This is a genomic window from Kitasatospora sp. NPDC006697 (assembly GCF_042869935.1).
Taxonomy (GTDB): Bacteria; Actinomycetota; Actinomycetes; order Streptomycetales; family Streptomycetaceae; genus Kitasatospora.
Genome location: NZ_JBIAGU010000006.1, coordinates 137,047 through 153,408 on the forward strand (window position 1 = coordinate 137,047; position 16,362 = coordinate 153,408).

General features: G+C 72.6%; 18 protein-coding genes. 12 read left to right on the plus strand and 6 right to left on the minus strand.

The features are described 5' to 3' along the window. Positions 1–12: 12 nt before the first annotated feature. From ACFYNO_RS10710 to ACFYNO_RS10725, 4 genes are all read left to right on the plus strand, one after another. Complete coding sequence (locus ACFYNO_RS10710; protein ID WP_388008673.1) at positions 13–933, plus strand: ribonuclease Z; 921 nt, start codon at positions 13–15, stop codon at positions 931–933. Positions 934–1,110: 177 nt separating this feature from the next. Continuing rightward, a complete protein-coding gene (locus ACFYNO_RS10715; RefSeq protein ID WP_388008676.1) occupies positions 1,111–2,196 on the plus strand; it encodes a PhoH family protein in 1,086 nt (361 codons plus the stop codon). Between the two features lie 13 nt (positions 2,197–2,209). Continuing rightward, positions 2,210–2,704: an rRNA maturation RNase YbeY gene (ybeY, locus tag ACFYNO_RS10720; protein WP_388008679.1), complete on the plus strand. Its 495-nt coding sequence runs from the start codon at positions 2,210–2,212 to the stop codon at positions 2,702–2,704. 9 nt (positions 2,705–2,713) lie between these two features. After that, positions 2,714–4,048 (plus strand): hemolysin family protein, encoded by a 1,335-nt coding sequence (locus ACFYNO_RS10725; RefSeq protein ID WP_388008682.1) that lies wholly within the window; start codon positions 2,714–2,716, stop codon positions 4,046–4,048. Positions 4,049–4,055: 7 nt separating this feature from the next. Here ACFYNO_RS10725 and ACFYNO_RS10730 read toward each other — a convergent pair whose 3' ends face one another. Continuing rightward, the gene (locus ACFYNO_RS10730; RefSeq protein ID WP_388008685.1) at positions 4,056–5,483 is read right to left on the minus strand and encodes an MFS transporter; all 1,428 of its coding nucleotides are present in this window, start codon (positions 5,481–5,483) and stop codon (positions 4,056–4,058) included. A 58-nt stretch (positions 5,484–5,541) separates the two neighbouring features. On the opposite strand from ACFYNO_RS10730, the gene ACFYNO_RS10735 reads away from it, so the two are divergent. The 4 genes from ACFYNO_RS10735 (at position 5,542) to era (ending at position 8,015) form a co-directional block, all read left to right on the plus strand. Beyond that, positions 5,542–6,453, plus strand: a complete 912-nt coding sequence (locus ACFYNO_RS10735) for a helix-turn-helix transcriptional regulator (protein ID WP_388008688.1) — start codon at positions 5,542–5,544, stop codon at positions 6,451–6,453. Then, complete coding sequence (locus tag ACFYNO_RS10740; protein ID WP_388008691.1) at positions 6,434–6,787, plus strand: cytidine deaminase; 354 nt, start codon at positions 6,434–6,436, stop codon at positions 6,785–6,787. Before ACFYNO_RS10735 ends, ACFYNO_RS10740 begins: the two co-directional genes overlap by 20 nt. Before the next feature lie 70 nt (positions 6,788–6,857). Next, positions 6,858–7,004 carry a hypothetical protein gene (locus ACFYNO_RS10745; RefSeq protein ID WP_388008694.1) on the plus strand — a complete coding sequence of 49 codons (147 nt, stop codon included), beginning with the start codon at positions 6,858–6,860 and terminating at the stop codon, positions 7,002–7,004. A gap of 60 nt (positions 7,005–7,064) precedes the next feature. Further along, positions 7,065–8,015 (plus strand): GTPase Era, encoded by a 951-nt coding sequence (gene era / locus ACFYNO_RS10750; RefSeq protein ID WP_388008697.1) that lies wholly within the window; start codon positions 7,065–7,067, stop codon positions 8,013–8,015. Between the two features lie 29 nt (positions 8,016–8,044). Here era and ACFYNO_RS10755 read toward each other — a convergent pair whose 3' ends face one another. Together ACFYNO_RS10755 and ACFYNO_RS10760 are read right to left on the minus strand one after the other, a co-directional pair. Continuing rightward, positions 8,045–8,323, minus strand: a complete 279-nt coding sequence (locus ACFYNO_RS10755; protein ID WP_388008700.1) for a protealysin inhibitor emfourin — start codon at positions 8,321–8,323, stop codon at positions 8,045–8,047. A gap of 64 nt (positions 8,324–8,387) precedes the next feature. Continuing rightward, entirely contained in the window at positions 8,388–9,398 is a 1,011-nt protein-coding gene (locus tag ACFYNO_RS10760) for a M4 family metallopeptidase (protein WP_388008703.1), read from the minus strand. 305 nt (positions 9,399–9,703) lie between these two features. Between ACFYNO_RS10760 and leuA the strand changes: the two genes are divergently transcribed. The 4 genes from leuA (at position 9,704) to ACFYNO_RS10780 (ending at position 14,141) form a co-directional block, all read left to right on the plus strand. Further along, positions 9,704–11,485, plus strand: a complete 1,782-nt coding sequence (gene leuA, locus ACFYNO_RS10765; RefSeq protein WP_388008706.1) for a 2-isopropylmalate synthase — start codon at positions 9,704–9,706, stop codon at positions 11,483–11,485. A gap of 249 nt (positions 11,486–11,734) precedes the next feature. Then, positions 11,735–12,361: a TerB family tellurite resistance protein gene (locus tag ACFYNO_RS10770; RefSeq protein ID WP_388008709.1), complete on the plus strand. Its 627-nt coding sequence runs from the start codon at positions 11,735–11,737 to the stop codon at positions 12,359–12,361. 179 nt (positions 12,362–12,540) lie between these two features. Beyond that, a complete protein-coding gene (gene recO / locus ACFYNO_RS10775; protein WP_388008712.1) occupies positions 12,541–13,287 on the plus strand; it encodes a DNA repair protein RecO in 747 nt (248 codons plus the stop codon). A gap of 2 nt (positions 13,288–13,289) precedes the next feature. Beyond that, entirely contained in the window at positions 13,290–14,141 is an 852-nt protein-coding gene (locus ACFYNO_RS10780; protein ID WP_388008715.1) for an isoprenyl transferase, read from the plus strand. 123 nt (positions 14,142–14,264) lie between these two features. On the opposite strand, the gene ACFYNO_RS10785 is transcribed toward ACFYNO_RS10780, so the two are convergent. From ACFYNO_RS10785 to ACFYNO_RS10795, 3 genes are read right to left on the minus strand one after another with little or no spacing between them, the layout of a single operon-like run. Beyond that, positions 14,265–14,687 carry a Fur family transcriptional regulator gene (locus ACFYNO_RS10785; protein WP_388008718.1) on the minus strand — a complete coding sequence of 141 codons (423 nt, stop codon included), beginning with the start codon at positions 14,685–14,687 and terminating at the stop codon, positions 14,265–14,267. A 35-nt stretch (positions 14,688–14,722) separates the two neighbouring features. Continuing rightward, positions 14,723–15,619, minus strand: coding sequence for a metal ABC transporter permease (locus ACFYNO_RS10790; RefSeq protein WP_388008721.1), 897 nt, complete (start codon positions 15,617–15,619; stop codon positions 14,723–14,725). Continuing rightward, positions 15,616–16,353 (minus strand): metal ABC transporter ATP-binding protein, encoded by a 738-nt coding sequence (locus ACFYNO_RS10795; protein ID WP_388008724.1) that lies wholly within the window; start codon positions 16,351–16,353, stop codon positions 15,616–15,618. Before ACFYNO_RS10795 ends, ACFYNO_RS10790 begins: the two co-directional genes overlap by 4 nt. Positions 16,354–16,362: the final 9 nt, after the last annotated feature.

Consider the following 16,362-nt stretch of genomic DNA (forward strand, 5'->3'; position numbering starts at 1 on the left):
CCCGGAGCCCCCGTGAGCAACCGCGAACTCGTCGTCCTCGGCACGGCCAGCCAGGTGCCGACCCGGCACCGCAACCACAACGGGTACCTGCTGCGCTGGGACGGCGAGGGGCTGCTCTTCGACCCGGGGGAGGGCACCCAGCGGCAGATGGTGCACGCCGGCGTCTCGGCCACCGACCTGACCCGGATCCTCGTCACGCACTTCCACGGCGACCACAGCCTGGGCCTGGCCGGGGTGATCCAGCGGATCAACCTGGACCGGGTGCCGCACCCGGTCTCCTGCCACTACCCGGCCAGCGGCCAGGAGTACTTCGACCGGCTGCGGTACGCCACGGCCTACCACGAGACGGCCCGGCTGCTGCCCTCGCCGATCCGGTCGGCCGGTCCGCTGCCGCTGCCCGGGGCGCCGTTCACCGTGCAGGCGGTGGAGCTGTCGCACCCGGTGGACTCCTACGGCTACCAGCTGGTCGAGCCCGGCGGGCGGCGGATGCTGCCCGAGAGGCTGGCCGCGCTCGGCCTCAGCGGCCCGATCGTCGGCGAACTGCAGCGGCGGGCCGCGGTCGAGCTGGACGGCCGCACCATCACCCTCGACGAGGTGAGCGAGCCCCACCCGGGCCAGCGGTTCGCCTTCGTGATGGACACCCGGATGTGCGAGGGCGTGGAGCAGCTGGCCGAGGGCGCCGACCTGCTGGTGATCGAGGCGACCTTCCTGGCCGCCGAGGCGCGACTGGCGAAGGAGCACGGCCACCTCACCGCCGGCCAGGCGGCCCGGGCGGCCGCGGCGGCCGGCGTCCGCACCCTGGTGCTGACCCACTTCTCGCAGCGCTACCCCGACCTCTCGGGCCACCTGGCCGAGGCCCGCGAGCAGTTCGACGGCGAGATCGTGGTCGCCGAGGACCTGGCCCGGGTGCCGGTCCCGCCCCGGCGCCGGTGACCGCCGCCGCCCGTGGAAAAGCGCTGGCGCCACCTCCGTCCGTGGCGCACCATCGATCGGGCCGTGCCACAGCGAACACCTGCGCGGCGTACCCTGGTGACCCCGGACGACCCGAGCGTCACCCCGAGACCACGGATGGGATGAAGCAGGCCCCAGCGCCGACCCATGAGCGAACCGATGAGTGACACCGCACAGACCAGCGCCCAGGGCGGCGACGGCTCGACTGCCCGGATCGTGATCCCCGAGAAGCACCCGATGGTCACCCTCCTCGGTGCCACCGACTCCCTCCTGCGGGTGATCGAGCGCTCCTTCCCCGACACCGACATCCACGTGCGCGGCAACGAGGTCACGGCCACCGGCGCCCGGGCCGACATCGCGCTGGTGAAGCAGCTCTTCGACGAGATGATGCTGGTGCTGCGCACCGGCCAGCCGCTGACCGAGGACTCGGTGGAGCGGTCCATCGCGATGCTGAAGAGCGGTGCCGAGGACGTGAGCCCGTCCGCCGTCTTCACCCAGAGCATCCTCTCCAACCGCGGCCGGACGATCCGCCCGAAGACCCTCAACCAGAAGTCCTACGTCGACGCGATCGACCGGCACACCATCACCTTCGGGATCGGCCCGGCCGGCACCGGCAAGACCTACCTGGCGATGGCCAAGGCGGTGCAGGCGCTGCAGGCCAAGGAGGTCAACCGGATCATCCTGACCCGCCCGGCGGTGGAGGCCGGCGAGCGGCTCGGGTTCCTGCCCGGCACCCTCTACGAGAAGATCGACCCCTACCTGCGCCCGCTCTACGACGCGCTGCACGACATGATGGACCCGGACTCGATCCCCCGCCTGATGGCGGCCGGCACCATCGAGGTCGCCCCGCTGGCGTACATGCGCGGCCGGACCCTGAACGACGCCTTCATCATCCTGGACGAGGCCCAGAACACCTCGCCCGAGCAGATGAAGATGTTCCTGACCCGCCTCGGCTTCAACTCCAAGGTCGTGGTCACCGGTGACACCAGCCAGATCGACCTGCCGGGCGGCACCCGCAGCGGTCTCAAGGTGGTCCAGGAGATCCTGGCCGACGTCCCGGACATCCACTTCTCGATCCTGACCAGCACCGACGTGGTCCGCCACAAGCTGGTCGGCCGGATCGTCGACGCCTACGAGCGCTGGGACGCCGCGGAGGCCGACGAGGCCGCCCCGGCTCCCCGCAAGGCGGCCCCGCGCGGCCCCCGAGGCCGCGCGCCCCGACAGCCCCATCGCACCGAAAGCTGAGCCGAGTCCCCGAATGTCCATCGACATCGCCAACGAGTCCGGGTGGGAGGCCGACGAAGAGGCCATCCTCGACGTCGCCCGCTACGCCCTCGACAAGATGCGGATCCACCCGCTCTCCGAACTGTCCGTGATCCTGGTGGACAGCGACGCGATGGAGCAGCTGCACATCCAGTGGATGGACCTGCCCGGTCCGACCGACGTGATGTCCTTCCCGATGGACGAGCTGCGTCCGGGCAAGGAGGGCGAGGAGCTGCCCCAGGGCCTGCTCGGCGACATCGTGCTCTGCCCCGAGGTGGCCAAGGCCCAGGGCCTGGCCGCGCCCTCGCAGCACTCGATGGACGAGGAGCTGCAGCTGCTCACCGTCCACGGGGTGCTGCACGTGCTCGGCTACGACCACGAGGAGCCCGAGGAGGAGCAGGTCATGTTCGGCCTGCAGAAGCGGATCCTCGACGACTGGCGGGCCGGTCGCGGGCTGTCGGGGATCTCCCCGGCCCCCACCACCCACTGACCCGCGGCGATGAGCGGCGATAGTACGAGCTTCCTGGTCGGCGCCTTCCTGCTGGTGATGCTCGGGTGGCTGGCCGCCTGCGCCGAGGCGGGCCTCTCCCGGGTCTCCCGGTTCCGCGCGGAGGAGGCGGTCCGGCACGGCCGGCGCGGCGCCCAGCGGCTGCTGGCGATGGCCTCCGACCCGGTCCGCTACCTCAACCTGGCCACCCTGATCCGGGTGGCCAGCGAGGTGGCGGCCGCGGTGCTGGTCACCGTGGTCTGCGTGCGCAGCTTCCAGCAGACCTGGCAGGGCGTGCTGGTGGCGTTCGGCGTGATGGTGCTGGTCTCCTTCGTGGCGGTCGGCGTCTCGCCGCGCACCATCGGCCGCCAGCACCCGCTGACCACCGCCACCGCCTCCTCCTACGTGCTGCTGCCGCTGGCCCGGATCCTCGGTCCGATCCCGCGGCTGCTGATCCTGCTGGGCAACGCGCTCACCCCGGGCAAGGGGTACCGGGAGGGCCCGTTCGCCTCCGAGGCCGAGCTGCGGGCGCTGGTCGACCTGGCCGAGAAGGACGACCTGATCGAGGACGAGGAGCGCCGGATGGTGCACTCGGTCTTCGAGCTGGGCGACACCATCGTGCGCGAGGTGATGGTGCCGCGCACCGACCTGGTGATGATCGAGCGCCACAAGACGGTGCGCCAGGCGCTGACCCTGGCGCTGCGCTCCGGCTTCTCCCGGATCCCGGTGGTCGGGGACAACGAGGACGACGTGGTCGGCATCGTCTACCTGAAGGACCTGGTCCGGCTCACCCACGTGAACCGGGAGTCCGAGTCCGAGCAGGTGGACACCGTGATGCGCCCGGCGGTCTTCATCCCGGACAGCAAGCCGGCCGGCGACCTGCTGCGCGAGATGCAGCAGATCCGCTCGCACGTGGCGATCGTGATCGACGAGTACGGCGGCACGGCCGGCCTGGTCACCATCGAGGACGTGCTGGAGGAGATCGTCGGCGAGATCACCGACGAGTACGACCGGGAGACCGCCCCGGTGGAGGACCTGGGCGACGGCAGCTACCGGATCACCGCCCGGCTGCTGGTCGAGGACCTGGGCGAGCTGTTCGGCATCGAGCTGGTCGACGAGGACGTCGAGACGGTCGGCGGCCTGCTCGCCAAGAACCTGGGCCGGGTGCCGATCCCGGGCTCCTCCTGCGAGATCCCGGTGCCGGAGGCCGACGGCCCGGCCGGGCTGACGGCGATCAGCCTGACCGCCGAGAGCTCCGCCGGGCGCCGCAACCGGATCGGCACCGTGCTGGCCGCCCCGGTGCACCGCGAGGATCCGGCGCACGGGGAGGCGGCCGCCGAGGACTGACGGCGGCTCAGCCGACCCGCCGCCAGGCCCGCAGCCCGAGGCCGGCGAGCAGCGCGGTGGCGGCCACCACGGCGGCGTCGGTGGCCAGTCCCAGCCGCACCCCGCCCAGGGTGGCCTCGGCGAAGGAGTGCCCGGCCGCCCGCAGCCCGTCGATCCGCGAGGAGGCGAGCGCGGAGAGCAGCGGGATGCCGACGGTCAGCCCGACCTGCTGGGTGCTGGTCACCAGTCCGGTGGCCAGCCCCTGCTCCTCGTCGCCGAGGCCGGAGGTGGCGGTGATGCTGTAGGCGACGATCGCCCACAGGTGCCCGAAGCAGGCGATCGAGCCGGCCAGCACCACCAGCCAGGTGCCGCCCCCGGCGCCGATGCCCAGCATCGCCGCGGTGAACACGGCCTGGATCAGCAGGCCGGCCAGCAGGGTGCGCGGGGCGCCGATCCGTCCGGCCACCCGCGGTGCGACCGTCCCGCCGAGCGCGGCGGCCAGCCCGATCACCCCGAAGACCAGACCAGACTCGCCGGGGCCCAGCCGCAGCACCTGCTGCAGGTAGAGGGTGCTGAGGAAGATCACCGAGCTCATCATCGCGAAGGTGACCAGGCCGCCGAGGTTGCCGAAGGCGACGGTGCGCCGGCGCAGCACCCGCAGCGAGACCAGCGGCTGCGCGGCGCGCGACTCGATCCAGCCGAAGGCGGCCAGCAGCAGCACCCCGGCGGCCAGGCCGGCCAGCACGTCGGCGTGGCCGAAGCCGGTCTGGGCGGCGGTGGAGAGGGCGTAGATCAGTGCCAGCAGGCCGCCGGTGATGGTGGCCGCGCCGGGCACGTCCATCCGCGGCCGCTCGGGCAGCCGGGACTCGGTGAGCAGCCTGGGAGCGCCGGCCAGCACCGCGGCGCCCATCAGCACGTTGAGCGCCATGGTGGAGCGCCAGCCGAGGGCCTGGGTGAGCACCCCGCCGAGCAGCATGCCGGCGGTGAAGCCGAGCGAGAGCAGCAGTCCGGAGACGCCGAGCGCCCGGTCCCGCTCCGGGCCCTCCCGGAAGGTGGTGGTGAGCAGGGCCATCCCGGAGGGCACGATCAGGGCGGCGCCCAGCCCCTGCAGCACCCGCCCGGCCAGGAAGCTGGCCGGGTCCCAGGCCACGGTGGCCAGCACCGAGGCGGCGGTGAAGGCGGCCAGTCCGATCAGGAAGATCCGGCGCCGCCCGTAGAGGTCGGCCAGCCGGCCGGAGAGCAGCAGGAACCCGCCGGAGGGCAGCGCGAAGGCGGTGACGCCCCACTGCAGGTTGGCCTGCCCGATGCCGAGGTCGGCACCGAGCGCGGGCAGCGCCACGTTCAGGATGGAGAAGTCGAGCGCGACCGCGAACTGGGCCGCGCAGAGGACGAAGAGGACGAGCCGGGACCGGGAGCCCAGGGCTGCCGGTGCAGGGGTTGCGGTGACGGTTGCCATGCCCTCGATCCTGGGCCGGGCGGGCCGGGTGTGGAGAGTGCGTACTTATGCTGGTGGTATGACCACCAGTCAGCAGGCCCGAGTCCTGGAGAGCGACCCCGACGCGCAGCGCCGGCAGCAGCTGCGGGAGTTCCTGCGCAGCCGGCGGGCCCGGGTCACCCCCGTGCAGGCCGGCCTGCCGGACGGCGGCGCCAGGCGCCGCACCCCGGGGTTGCGGCGCGAGGAGGTCGCGGTGCTGGCCGGGGTGGGCGTCTCCTGGTACCAGTGGCTGGAGCAGGGCCGCGACATCACGGTCTCCCCGCAGGTGCTGGACTCGGTCTCCCGGGTGCTGCGGCTGGACGAGCCGGAGCGCCGCCACCTCTACCTGCTGGCCGGGCTCAACCCGCCGGTGCAGACCCCCGACCCGGCCCCGGTCTCGGACGGGCTGCGCCGGCTGATCGACGCCTGGATGCCGTTCCCGGCCCATGTGCTGGACCCGTACTGGAACATCGTCGCCTTCAACGACGCGGCCGGCCTGCTGTTCGGCTACACCACCGACACCAACTGCCTGGTGGCCTACTTCACCAACCCGGTGAACCGGGCCCGGGAGGCGGACTGGGCGTCCGGCGCCGAGGCGGTGCTGGCGCAGTTCCGGCTCGCCGCGGCCGAGCGGCCCGGGGACCACGGCTACCAGCGGATCCTGGCGGAGCTGTCGGAGCAGAGCCCGGAGTTCGGCGAGCTGTGGGCCCGCGGCGACGTCCGTGCGCCGGGCCAGCTGACCAAGGTGCTGGCCCACCCGACGGCGGGGGAGCTGCACTTCGAGTCCACCCAGCTGAAGGTGCCGGCCCGTCCGGACCTGACCATCGTGATGCTCAACCCGGTGGCCGGCACCGGCACCGCCGAGCAGCTGGAGTGGCTGACCAGCCCGGAGGGGCGGCGGACCACGCTGCGTCCGGTGGGCCCGGCCGCCTATGCTCGGCCCCATGACTGAGCTTGATCCGGAAGACCAGAAGATCCTCACCCTGGCCCGCTCGATCCGGGCCCGCAACGGTGTGGCCGAGGGCGCGGCGGTCCGCGACGAGACCGGGCGCACCTACGTGGCCGGCGCGGTGGTGCTGCCCTCGCTGACCCTGACGGCGGTGCAGACCGCGGTGGCGATGGCCAAGGCGAGCGGGGCCAGGGGTCTGGAGGCGGCCGCGGTGGTGACCGAGGCGGCCGAGGCCAACCCGGTGGACCTGGCCGTGGTGCGCGACCTGGGCGGCGAGGGCACCCCGCTGCTGCTGGCCGGCCCGGACGGCGTGCTGCGGAGCCGGACCACCGCCTGAGTCTCCACCGCCCGAATCTCCACGGGGGGAGCCCCCACGTCGGTGAGGTAGTCAGATAATCTCACCGAGCATGGGGGCCATTTCCTTCTTCGCCGCGCTCCTCGCCATCCTGATGGCGATGGGCCGCTGGCACGAGACCCACTCCGTGGTCTGGGCGAGCGTCTCGGGCGCTCTCGCCCTGCTCACCCTGATCGGCGTGCTGCTCAAGGAGAAGTGAGGCCGGCCCCTGCGGCGGACCCGGCCGTGCCGGTCGGTCACCCGCGGCCGATCAGGGAGAATGGTGCCCATGAGCGACACCTCCAAGGCCCCGGCAGCCCCCTACCGATCAGGCTTCGCGTGCTTCGTCGGCCGCCCCAACGCCGGCAAGTCCACGCTGACCAACGCCCTGGTGGGGACGAAGGTCGCGATCACCTCCGACCGACCGCAGACCACCCGCCACACCGTGCGCGGCATCGTGCACCGCCCCGACGCCCAGCTGGTGCTGGTCGACACCCCCGGACTGCACAAGCCGCGCACCCTGCTCGGCGAGCGGCTCAACGACCTGGTCCGCAGCACCTGGGCGGAGGTCGACGTGATCGGCTTCTGCCTCCCCGCCGACCAGAAGCTCGGCCCCGGCGACAAGTTCATCGCCAAGGAACTGGCCGAGATCAAGAAGACCCCCAAGGTGGCCATCGTCACCAAGACCGACCTGGTCGACTCCAAGCGGCTGGCCGAGCAGCTGATCGCGATCCAGCAGCTCGGCGTGGAGCTGGGCATCGAGTGGGCCGAGATCATCCCGGTCTCCGCGGTCGGCGACAAGCAGGTCGGCCTGGTGGCGGACCTGCTCACCAAGCTGCTCCCGAAGGGCCAGCCGCTCTACCCGGACGGCGACCTCACCGACGAGCCCGAGCAGATCATGGTCGCCGAGCTGATCCGCGAGGCCGCCCTGGAGGGCGTGCGGGACGAGCTGCCGCACTCGCTGGCCGTGGTGGTCGAGGAGATGCTGCCGCGCGAGGACCGCCCGGCCGACCGCCCGCTGCTGGACATCCACGCCAACGTCTACATCGAGCGGCAGAGCCAGAAGGCCATCGTGATCGGAGCCAAGGGCGCCCGGCTGAAGCACGTCGGCACCACCGCCCGCAAGCACATCGAGGCGCTGCTCGGCACCCCGGTCTACCTCGACCTGCACGTCAAGGTCGCCAAGGACTGGCAGCGCGACCCCAAGCAGCTGCGCAAGCTCGGTTTCTGACGCCCGTTCGGCGGACCGCCGACCAGGGGTCAGGCGGTCCGCTCGACTCCCCGGTTCAGCACCAGGGAGATCAGCTCGCGCTGGGAGTCCGTCAGGTTCGGGTCGGCGCAGTACACCGTCCGGCCGTCCACCCCGATCGCGTAGTGGTAGCCGTCGGGCACGCCGTAGCCCGGGGTCCGCGAGGCGCCGGCCACCGCCTCGCGGGCCAGTGCGTGCACGTGCGGGGCGTCGATCCGGGCGTCCGTGTCCAGCTCGGCCCGGGTGGTGCGCCCGGCGAATCCACCGGTCCTGGTCACCTCTATGCGCATGAGCGCCAGTCTGCTACGGATTGCGCCGGAATACTGGGGATTCCGCCAGGAGGGCGGGGTCCGCTCAGACGGCCAGCCCGACCCGCTTCCAGGCCCCCGCCACCGCCTCGGTGACCGGGCCCTCGCCGAACCGCGCCCCGGCCGCGGCCAGGGTGGCCCGGGCGAACTCGGCGAAGGTCGCGTGCGGGCGCAGCGAGCCGTTGGTCAGCGTGTCGTACCAGATCCGGCCGGCCCGCTCCCAGGCCGGGCCGCCCAGCTCCACCGCGAGCAGTTGGAAGGCCCGGTTGGGGATGCCGGAGTTGATGTGCACCCCGCCCTCGTCCTCCTCGGTGCGCACGTAGTCGTCCATCGAGCCGGGCTGCGGGTCGCGGCCCAGCCGCGGGTCGTCGTAGGCGGTGCCGGGCGCCTTCAGCGAGCGCAGCGCCGTGCCGTGCACACCCGGCCCGAACAGGCCGGCGCCGATCAGCCAGTCCGCGTCCTCGGCCTGCTGGCCCAGCGCGTACTGCTTGACCAGGCTGCCGAAGACGTCCGCCACCGACTCGTTCAGCGCCCCGGACTGGCCCTGGTAGGCCAGGTCCGCGCTGTACTGCACCACGCCGTGGGCGAGTTCGTGGCCGATCACGTCCAGGCAGCCGGTGAAGTCCTTGAACAGCATCCCGTCGCCGTCGCCGAAGACCATCCGGGTGCCGTCCCAGAACGCGTTGTCGTACTTCTCGCCGTAGTGCACGCTCGCCTGCAGCGGCAGCCCGGCGCCGTCCACCGAGCGCCGGCCGTAGACCTCCAGCAGCAGGGCGAGGGTGGCGCCCAGGCCGTCGTAGGCGCGGTTGACGGCGGGGTCGGGGGTCGGCGGGCCGCCCTCGGTGCGCACCACCCGGCCGGGCAGGCGCTCGGTGCGGCCGGCGTCCGCGATGGTCCGGCCGGGGCGGCCGGCGGCGGGTGCGGGGACCGCCGCGAGGCTGGCGCGGGCGGCGCGCAGGGCCGCGTCGGCGGCCAGCGAGCGCCCCGCGGCCTCGTCGCCCAGGGCCGCCAGCCGGTCCAGCAGGTAGGGCGGGATGATGGTGCAGAGCTGCGTCATGGCGCACAGCGTCACCGATGTGTGACCCGGTGTCACGCATCCCGCCGTCTCAAAGCGTGGAAATGTCGCTCGGTCGGCTTCGGCCCCGGGGGCCGCTGGGTTACGCTGGGGCACATCATGCGTTACGGGCTGCTTCTTCTTAGCTGCCGCGGCGAGGGCCTGTAGGACCATTCGGAGGCCGGCTCCCTCGCCGCGGGGTTCTGTGCTGTGCGCATTCACTGAACCAGTGCGTCCGCACCAGTCGGCCCGTCGGGTGACTTCACCCCGACCAGCCCGCATCCGAAGAGAAGCCGAGAGACCCACCCATGACTGAGCAGTCCTCCGTGGCCCGCGCCTTCATCGAGCGGCCGACCCCGATCACCGCGGCGTCCGTGCGGCAGCAGCCCTCCGGCATGCCGTTCCAGCGCTACATCCCGTTCGGCACCGTGGACCTGCCGGACCGCACGTGGCCGGGCAAGCTGATCACCAAGGCGCCGCGCTGGCTCTCCACCGACCTGCGGGACGGCAACCAGGCGCTGATCGACCCGATGTCGCCGGCCCGCAAGCGCAAGATGTTCGACCTGCTGGTGAGGCTGGGCTACAAGGAGATCGAGGTCGGCTTCCCGTCCTCCGGGGCGACCGACTACGAGTTCGTCCGCTCGCTGATCGAGCAGGACGCGATCCCCGAGGACGTCACGATCTCGGTGCTGACCCAGGCCCGCGAGGACCTGATCGAGCGCACCGTGGAGTCGCTGGTGGGCGCGCCGCGCGCCACCGTGCACCTGTACAACGCGACCTCGCCGCTGTTCCGCCGGGTGGTCTTCCGCGGCAGCAAGGAGGACATCAAGGCGATCGCGGTGGACGGCACCCGGCTGGTGATGGAGTACGCCGAGAAGCTGCTGGGCGAGCAGACCGTCTTCGGCTACCAGTACTCGCCGGAGATCTTCATCGACACCGAGCTGGACTTCGCGCTGGAGGTCTGCGAGGGCGTGATGGACGTCTGGCAGCCCGGCGAGGGCCGCGAGATCATCCTGAACCTGCCCACCACGGTCGAGCGCTGCACCCCGAACGTGTACGCGGACATGATCGAGTGGATGTCCCGCAACCTGACCCGCCGTGAGTTCGTGGCGCTCTCCACCCACCCGCACAACGACCGCGGCACCGGCGTGGCCTCGGCCGAGCTGGCCGTGATGGCCGGCGCCGACCGGGTCGAGGGCTGCCTGTTCGGCCAGGGCGAGCGGACCGGCAACCTGGACCTGGTGAACGTCGGGATGAACCTGTTCTCCCAGGGCGTGGACCCGATGATCGACTTCTCGGACATCGACGAGATCCGCCGGACCTACGAGTACTGCAACCAGATGAACGTACCGGAGCGCCACCCCTACGCCGGCGACCTGGTCTACACCTCCTTCTCGGGCTCGCACCAGGACGCGATCAAGAAGGGCTTCGACGCCCTGGAGGCGGACGCGGCGGCGGCCGGGGTGCCGGTCGGCGAGTACACCTGGGGCGTGCCCTACCTGCCGATCGACCCGAAGGACGTCGGCCGCAGCTACGAGGCGGTCATCCGGGTCAACTCGCAGTCCGGCAAGGGCGGCATCGCCTACGTGCTGAAGAACGACCACAAGCTGGACCTGCCGCGCCGGATGCAGATCGAGTTCTCCCGGATCATCCAGGCCAAGACCGACGCCGAGGGCGGCGAGGTCACCCCGGGCGACATCTGGTCGGTCTTCCAGGACGAGTACCTGCCCACCCCGGAGAACCCGTGGGGCCGGCTGGCGCTGCGCGAGCAGCAGGCGCTCACCACCGACGAGGGGCGCGACGCGCTGACCGTGAGCGTGCTGGTGGACGGCGCCGAGGCCGAGCTGACCGGTAGCGGCAACGGCCCGGTCTCCGCCTTCACCGACGCGCTGGCCGGGATCGGCGTGGACGTCCGGGTGCTGGACTACGCCGAGCACGCGCTGAGCGAGGGCGGCGACGCGCTGGCCGCCGCCTACGTGGAGTGCGCGGTGGACGGCCAGGTCCGCTGGGGCGTCGGCATCGACGCCAACACCGTCCGCGCCTCGCTGAAGGCGATCATCAGCGCCGTCAACCGGAGCGCTCGCAGCTGACGTCCAGGTGCGACACAGGTGTGGCCCAGGATGTGTCCTGGGCCACATTTTTTTGGTTCGGCACCCGTTCGGGGTGCTGACACCCGCAGGCAACCGTGGCACCATCGGTGGACCGGAGCCGAGGGTCGGTGGGACGGCCCCCGGACCGGGTCGCGAGACCTGCCCGTCGTCGTGCAGGCCGCCTGCCAAGTCTGGGGAGTTGGCGCCGTGACACGGTTGTGGGGTGTTCGCCCGAGGTGGCGGACGGATGTGCTCGGTGACTTCTTCTGCCCGGGCTGCGGCGGCGACCGCAACTACCGCCGGCAGCACGGCCGGCGGTGGCTGCGGTTGCTCGATCTGCCACTGCTCCCGCTGGGACCGGTGCTGACCAGCGTGCAGTGCACCAACTGCCGTGGCCGGTACGGCCTGGAGTGCCTAGAGGAGCCCACCTGCGTGCGGCTGACCGGGATGCTCCGGGACGCCCAGTACACCGTCGCGCTGGCCATGCTGGCGGCCGGCGGAGCGGGTTCGGCGGCGGCCCGGGCGGAGGCCTGCGAGCTGGTCCGCACGGCCGGCTTCGAGGACTGCGGCGAGATGCAGGTGCTGGCGGCGCTGGCCGCGCTCTCCGGCTACGGCGAGGTCTCCACGGCCGCGGCCGAGCTCGCGCTCGGCACCGGCCTGATGGTCGAACTGCACGCCGCGCTGGAGCCGTTGGCGCCGCACCTGGCCCAGCAGGGCCGCGAGCGGCTGGTCCTCCAAGGCGCCCGGATCGCGCTTGCCGACGGTCGCTACCAGCCCGCCGAGCGCGCCGCGCTGGCCGCCGTGGGCTGCTGCCTGCGGCTGCCCGACGAGGTGGTGACGGGGCTGCTGCAGGCGGCCACCCGCACCTCGCACTGACCCTTCCCGCTCCACCTCCGAGCCGGGCCCCCGGGTACTCCCCCCGCCCCCGGGCCCGCCCCCGTGAACCCGCGCCGGCATCCCCCCGTACGCGCCCGGCGCGGGCTCACGGCCGTCCCTGCGCCGGGCGGGCGCGGCCGGAGGTCCGGGCGCCCCACCGGGTGGGGGAGAATGGGCGCATGAGTCTGTTCCGTGACGACGGCGTCGTGCTGCGCGCCCAGAAGCTCGGCGAGGCGGACCGGATCATCACGCTGCTCACCCGCCAGCACGGCAAGGTCCGGGCGGTGGCCCGCGGGGTGCGCAAGACCAAGTCGAAGTTCGGCGCCCGGCTGGAGCCGTTCTCCCACGTGGACGTGCAGTTCTTCAGCCGCAGCAGCGAGCTGGTCGGCCGCTCGCTGCCGCTCTGCACCCAGGTGGAGACCATCGCCCCCTACGGCGGCGGGATCGTCGGCGACTACGGCCGCTACACCGCCGGCACCGCGATGCTGGAGACGGCGGAACGTTTCGCCGAGAACGAGGGCGAACCCGCCGTCCAGCAGTACCTGCTGCTGGTCGGCGCGCTGCGCACGCTGGCGGCCGGCAGCCATGCCTCGCACCTGGTGCTGGACGCCTTCCTGCTGCGCTCGCTGGCCGTCAACGGGTACGGCGCGAGCTTCGACGACTGCGCCAAGTGCGGGCTGGAGGGCCCGAACCGTTTCTTCTCGCTGCAGGCGGGCGGGGTGCTCTGCGCGGACTGCCGAGTGCCTGGCTGTGCCGTACCCTCCCCTGAGACACTGGTTCTGCTCGGCGCCCTGCTGTCCGGAGACTGGCACACCGCGGACGCCTGTGAACCCCGGTACTGGCGGGAGGGCAGCGGCTTGGTCGCCGCCTACCTCCAGTGGCACCTGGAGCGGGGCATCCGCTCGATGAGATACGTGGAGAAGTGACCATGGCACGGCTGTTCGGCGCCAGCAGCAAGCGTGAGTTCCGGGCCCCGGACCCGCACCCGAGCGGCGCCCGGCCGCCGAAGATCCCCGGCGAGCTGGTTCCCGAGCACGTCGCGATCGTGATGGACGGCAACGGCCGCTGGGCCAAGGAGCGCGGGCTGCCGCGCACCGAGGGCCACAAGGTCGGCGAGAGCGTGGTGCTCGACGTGATGAAGGGCGCCATCGAGCTCGGTGTGAAGAACATCTCGCTCTACGCCTTCTCCACCGAGAACTGGAAGCGCTCGCCGGACGAGGTGAAGTTCCTGATGAACTTCAACCGCGACGTGATCCGCCGCCGCCGCGACGAGCTGGACGCCATGGGCGTGCGGATCCGCTGGGCCGGCCGGATGCCCAGGCTGTGGAAGAGCGTGGTCCAGGAGCTCAAGGTCGCCGAGGAGCAGACCAAGGAGAACGACCTGGTCACCCTCTACATGTGCGTCAACTACGGCGGCCGGGCCGAGGTCGCGGACGCCGCCGCCGCGATCGCCGCCGACGTGGCCGCCGGGAAGCTCGACCCGAAGAAGGTCAACGAGAAGACCCTCGGCAAGTACATGTACCACCCGGACATGCCGGACGTGGACCTGTTCCTGCGCCCCAGCGGCGAGCAGCGCACCTCCAACTTCTGGCTCTGGCAGTCCGCCTACGCCGAGTTCGTGTTCCAGGACGTGCTCTGGCCCGACTTCGACCGCCGAGACCTGTGGCGCGCCTGCGAGCAGTACGCCATGCGCGACCGCCGGTTCGGCGGGGCGCTGCCCAACGAGGTGCCCGCCGACTTCCCCGCCGACCCGGCGCTGGAGGTCCCGGCCCAGCGCTGACCGCACCGCGCACCGCCGACGGCCCGGCCCCCGCCACGGGGGCCGGGCCGTCGCGCGCGACCCCGCGCTGTGCTCCGGAGTCGGCAGGGTACGGTCCACCGGCCCCGGCTGACGCCGCTTCGGCTAGGCGCCGGCCGCCTGCTTGGCGGCGCAGTCGGCGCAGGTGCCGAAGATCTCCAGGGTGTGCGCGATGTCGCTGAACCCGTGCTCGGCGGCGACCGAGTTGGCCCACCGCTCGACGGCCGGACCCTCGACCTCCACGGTGCTGCCGCAGTGCCGGCAGACCAGGTGGTGGTGGTGCCCGCTGCTGCAGCGCCGGTAGACGGCCTCGCCGTCGGCGGTGCGCAGCACGTCGACCTCGCCCGCGTCGGCCAGCGACTGCAGGGTGCGGTAGACGGTGGTCAGGCCGACCGAGTCGCCGCGGTGCTTGAGCAGGTCGTGCAGTTCCTGCGCGCTGCGGAAGTCCTCCAGCTCGTCGAGCGCGGCGGAGACCGCGGCACGCTGGCGGGTCGAGCGGGCGCGTGGCGACGGGCCTGCGGTGGTCACCGGTGCTCCTCCTGGGCTCTGGGGCGGGTCACACCTCATTGTGCCAGCCCCGCACCGGCCGTCGGCTGCCCGACGGAACCCTCCTCCGCGCCCTCCGCCGCCGCCGCGCGGTGCCGGCGCCGGGCCAGCGGCGCGGCGAGCAGGCTGAACACCGCGAAGCAGGCGATGGCGAGCAGCACGATGGCCGAACCCGGCGGCACGTCGGCCTGGTAGGAGGTGACCACACCGCCCAGCGACACCAGCACCCCGATCACGATGGAGAGCAGCTGGGTGGCCCGGAACGAGCGGGTGAGCAGCTGCGCGGCCACCACCGGGACCACCATCATCGCGCTGACCAGCAGCAGCCCGACCACCCGCATCGCCACCGTGACGGTGACCGCGGCCATCACCGCGATCGACAGGTTGAGCAGCCGCACCGGCACACCGGTGACCTTGGCGAACTCCTCGTCCTGGCAGACCGCGAAGAGCTGCCGGCGCAGGCCCAGGCTGACCGCGATCACCACTGCGCCGAGCACCGAGATGGTGATCAGGTCGCCGTTGTCCACGGCCAGGATGGAGCCCCAGAGGTAGCTGTCCAGGCTGCCGCCGGTGCCGCTGGCGGCCGGCGACTTGCTGATCAGCAGCCGGCCGCAGGCCATTCCGCCGTAGAAGAGCATCGCGAGCGCGATGTCCCCGCGCTGGTTGCCCCGCGAGCGCACCAGCTCCATGATCACCGCGGCGACCACGCAGACCACGACCGCCATCCAGACCGGGTCGGTCTGGAAGAGCAGCCCGAGCCCGACACCGGTCAGCGCCACGTGGCCGATGCCGTCGCCCATCAGCGCCTGGCGCCGCTGCACCAGGTAGATGCCGACGGCGGGGGCGGTGATGCCCACCAGCAGCGCGGCGAGCAGCGCGCGCTGCATGAAGTCGTAGGAGAGCAGGTCGCTCATGTCAGCAGCCCCTGGCGGATCTCGGCGTGGTGGTGGTCCTGGTGGTGGTCGGCGCCGACGGGCGGACCGTCCTGCACCACCTGCCCGTCGCGCAGCAGCACGGCGCGGTCGATCAGCGGTGCCAGCGGCCCGAGTTCGTGCAGCACCAGGAGCACCGACGCCCCGCGGGCGACCTCGCCGCGCAGGGTGTCGGCGAGCACCTGCTGGCTGGCCAGGTCCACCCCGGCCATCGGCTCGTCCATGATCAGCAGCTCCGGCGAGCCGACCAGCGCGCGGGCGATCAGCACCCGCTGCTGCTGCCCGCCGGAGAGGTCGGCGACCCCGTCCCGGGCCCGGTCCAGCATCCCCACGGCCTGCAGCGCCGCGTCCACCGCTGCCCGGTCCCTGCGGCCGAACGGCAGCATCCGGTGCTGCGGCAGCCGCCCGGTGGCGACCACCTCGCGCACGGTGGCGGGCACCCCGCCGGCCGCGGTGGTGCGCTGCGGCACGTAGCCGATCCGGCGCCAGTCGCGGAACCGGTGGCCGGGCACCCCGAACAGCTCGCGCTCGCCGCCGGTCAGCGGCACGGTGCCGATCACGGTCTTGATGGTGGTCGACTTGCCGGAGCCGTTGGCCCCGAGCAGCGCCACCACCTCGCCGGGGGCGACGGTGAGGTCGAGGCCGCGGAGCACCGGGCGGCCGCCCAGCGAGGCGCGGGCCGCGGAGAGCCGGACGACGGGTATCGCAGAGTCCATCGGGGTGAC

What these genes read in the sequence shown, in the direction of transcription:
- ACFYNO_RS10715 (WP_388008676.1), top strand. Translation starts at nt 1,111, where the DNA reads ATGAGTGACACCGCACAGACCAGCGCCCAGGGCGGCGACGGCTCGACT.
- ybeY (WP_388008679.1), top strand. Translation starts at nt 2,210, where the DNA reads ATGTCCATCGACATCGCCAACGAGTCCGGGTGGGAGGCCGACGAAGAG.
- ACFYNO_RS10725 (WP_388008682.1), top strand. Translation starts at nt 2,714, where the DNA reads ATGAGCGGCGATAGTACGAGCTTCCTGGTCGGCGCCTTCCTGCTGGTG.
- ACFYNO_RS10730 (WP_388008685.1), bottom strand. Translation starts at nt 5,483, where the DNA reads ATGGCAACCGTCACCGCAACCCCTGCACCGGCAGCCCTGGGCTCCCGG.
- ACFYNO_RS10735 (WP_388008688.1), top strand. Translation starts at nt 5,542, where the DNA reads ATGACCACCAGTCAGCAGGCCCGAGTCCTGGAGAGCGACCCCGACGCG.
- ACFYNO_RS10740 (WP_388008691.1), top strand. Translation starts at nt 6,434, where the DNA reads ATGCTCGGCCCCATGACTGAGCTTGATCCGGAAGACCAGAAGATCCTC.
- ACFYNO_RS10745 (WP_388008694.1), top strand. Translation starts at nt 6,858, where the DNA reads ATGGGGGCCATTTCCTTCTTCGCCGCGCTCCTCGCCATCCTGATGGCG.
- era (WP_388008697.1), top strand. Translation starts at nt 7,065, where the DNA reads ATGGTGCCCATGAGCGACACCTCCAAGGCCCCGGCAGCCCCCTACCGA.
- ACFYNO_RS10755 (WP_388008700.1), bottom strand. Translation starts at nt 8,323, where the DNA reads ATGCGCATAGAGGTGACCAGGACCGGTGGATTCGCCGGGCGCACCACC.
- ACFYNO_RS10760 (WP_388008703.1), bottom strand. Translation starts at nt 9,398, where the DNA reads ATGACGCAGCTCTGCACCATCATCCCGCCCTACCTGCTGGACCGGCTG.
- leuA (WP_388008706.1), top strand. Translation starts at nt 9,704, where the DNA reads ATGACTGAGCAGTCCTCCGTGGCCCGCGCCTTCATCGAGCGGCCGACC.
- recO (WP_388008712.1), top strand. Translation starts at nt 12,541, where the DNA reads ATGAGTCTGTTCCGTGACGACGGCGTCGTGCTGCGCGCCCAGAAGCTC.
- ACFYNO_RS10780 (WP_388008715.1), top strand. Translation starts at nt 13,290, where the DNA reads ATGGCACGGCTGTTCGGCGCCAGCAGCAAGCGTGAGTTCCGGGCCCCG.
- ACFYNO_RS10790 (WP_388008721.1), bottom strand. Translation starts at nt 15,619, where the DNA reads ATGAGCGACCTGCTCTCCTACGACTTCATGCAGCGCGCGCTGCTCGCC.
- ACFYNO_RS10795 (WP_388008724.1), bottom strand. Translation starts at nt 16,353, where the DNA reads ATGGACTCTGCGATACCCGTCGTCCGGCTCTCCGCGGCCCGCGCCTCG.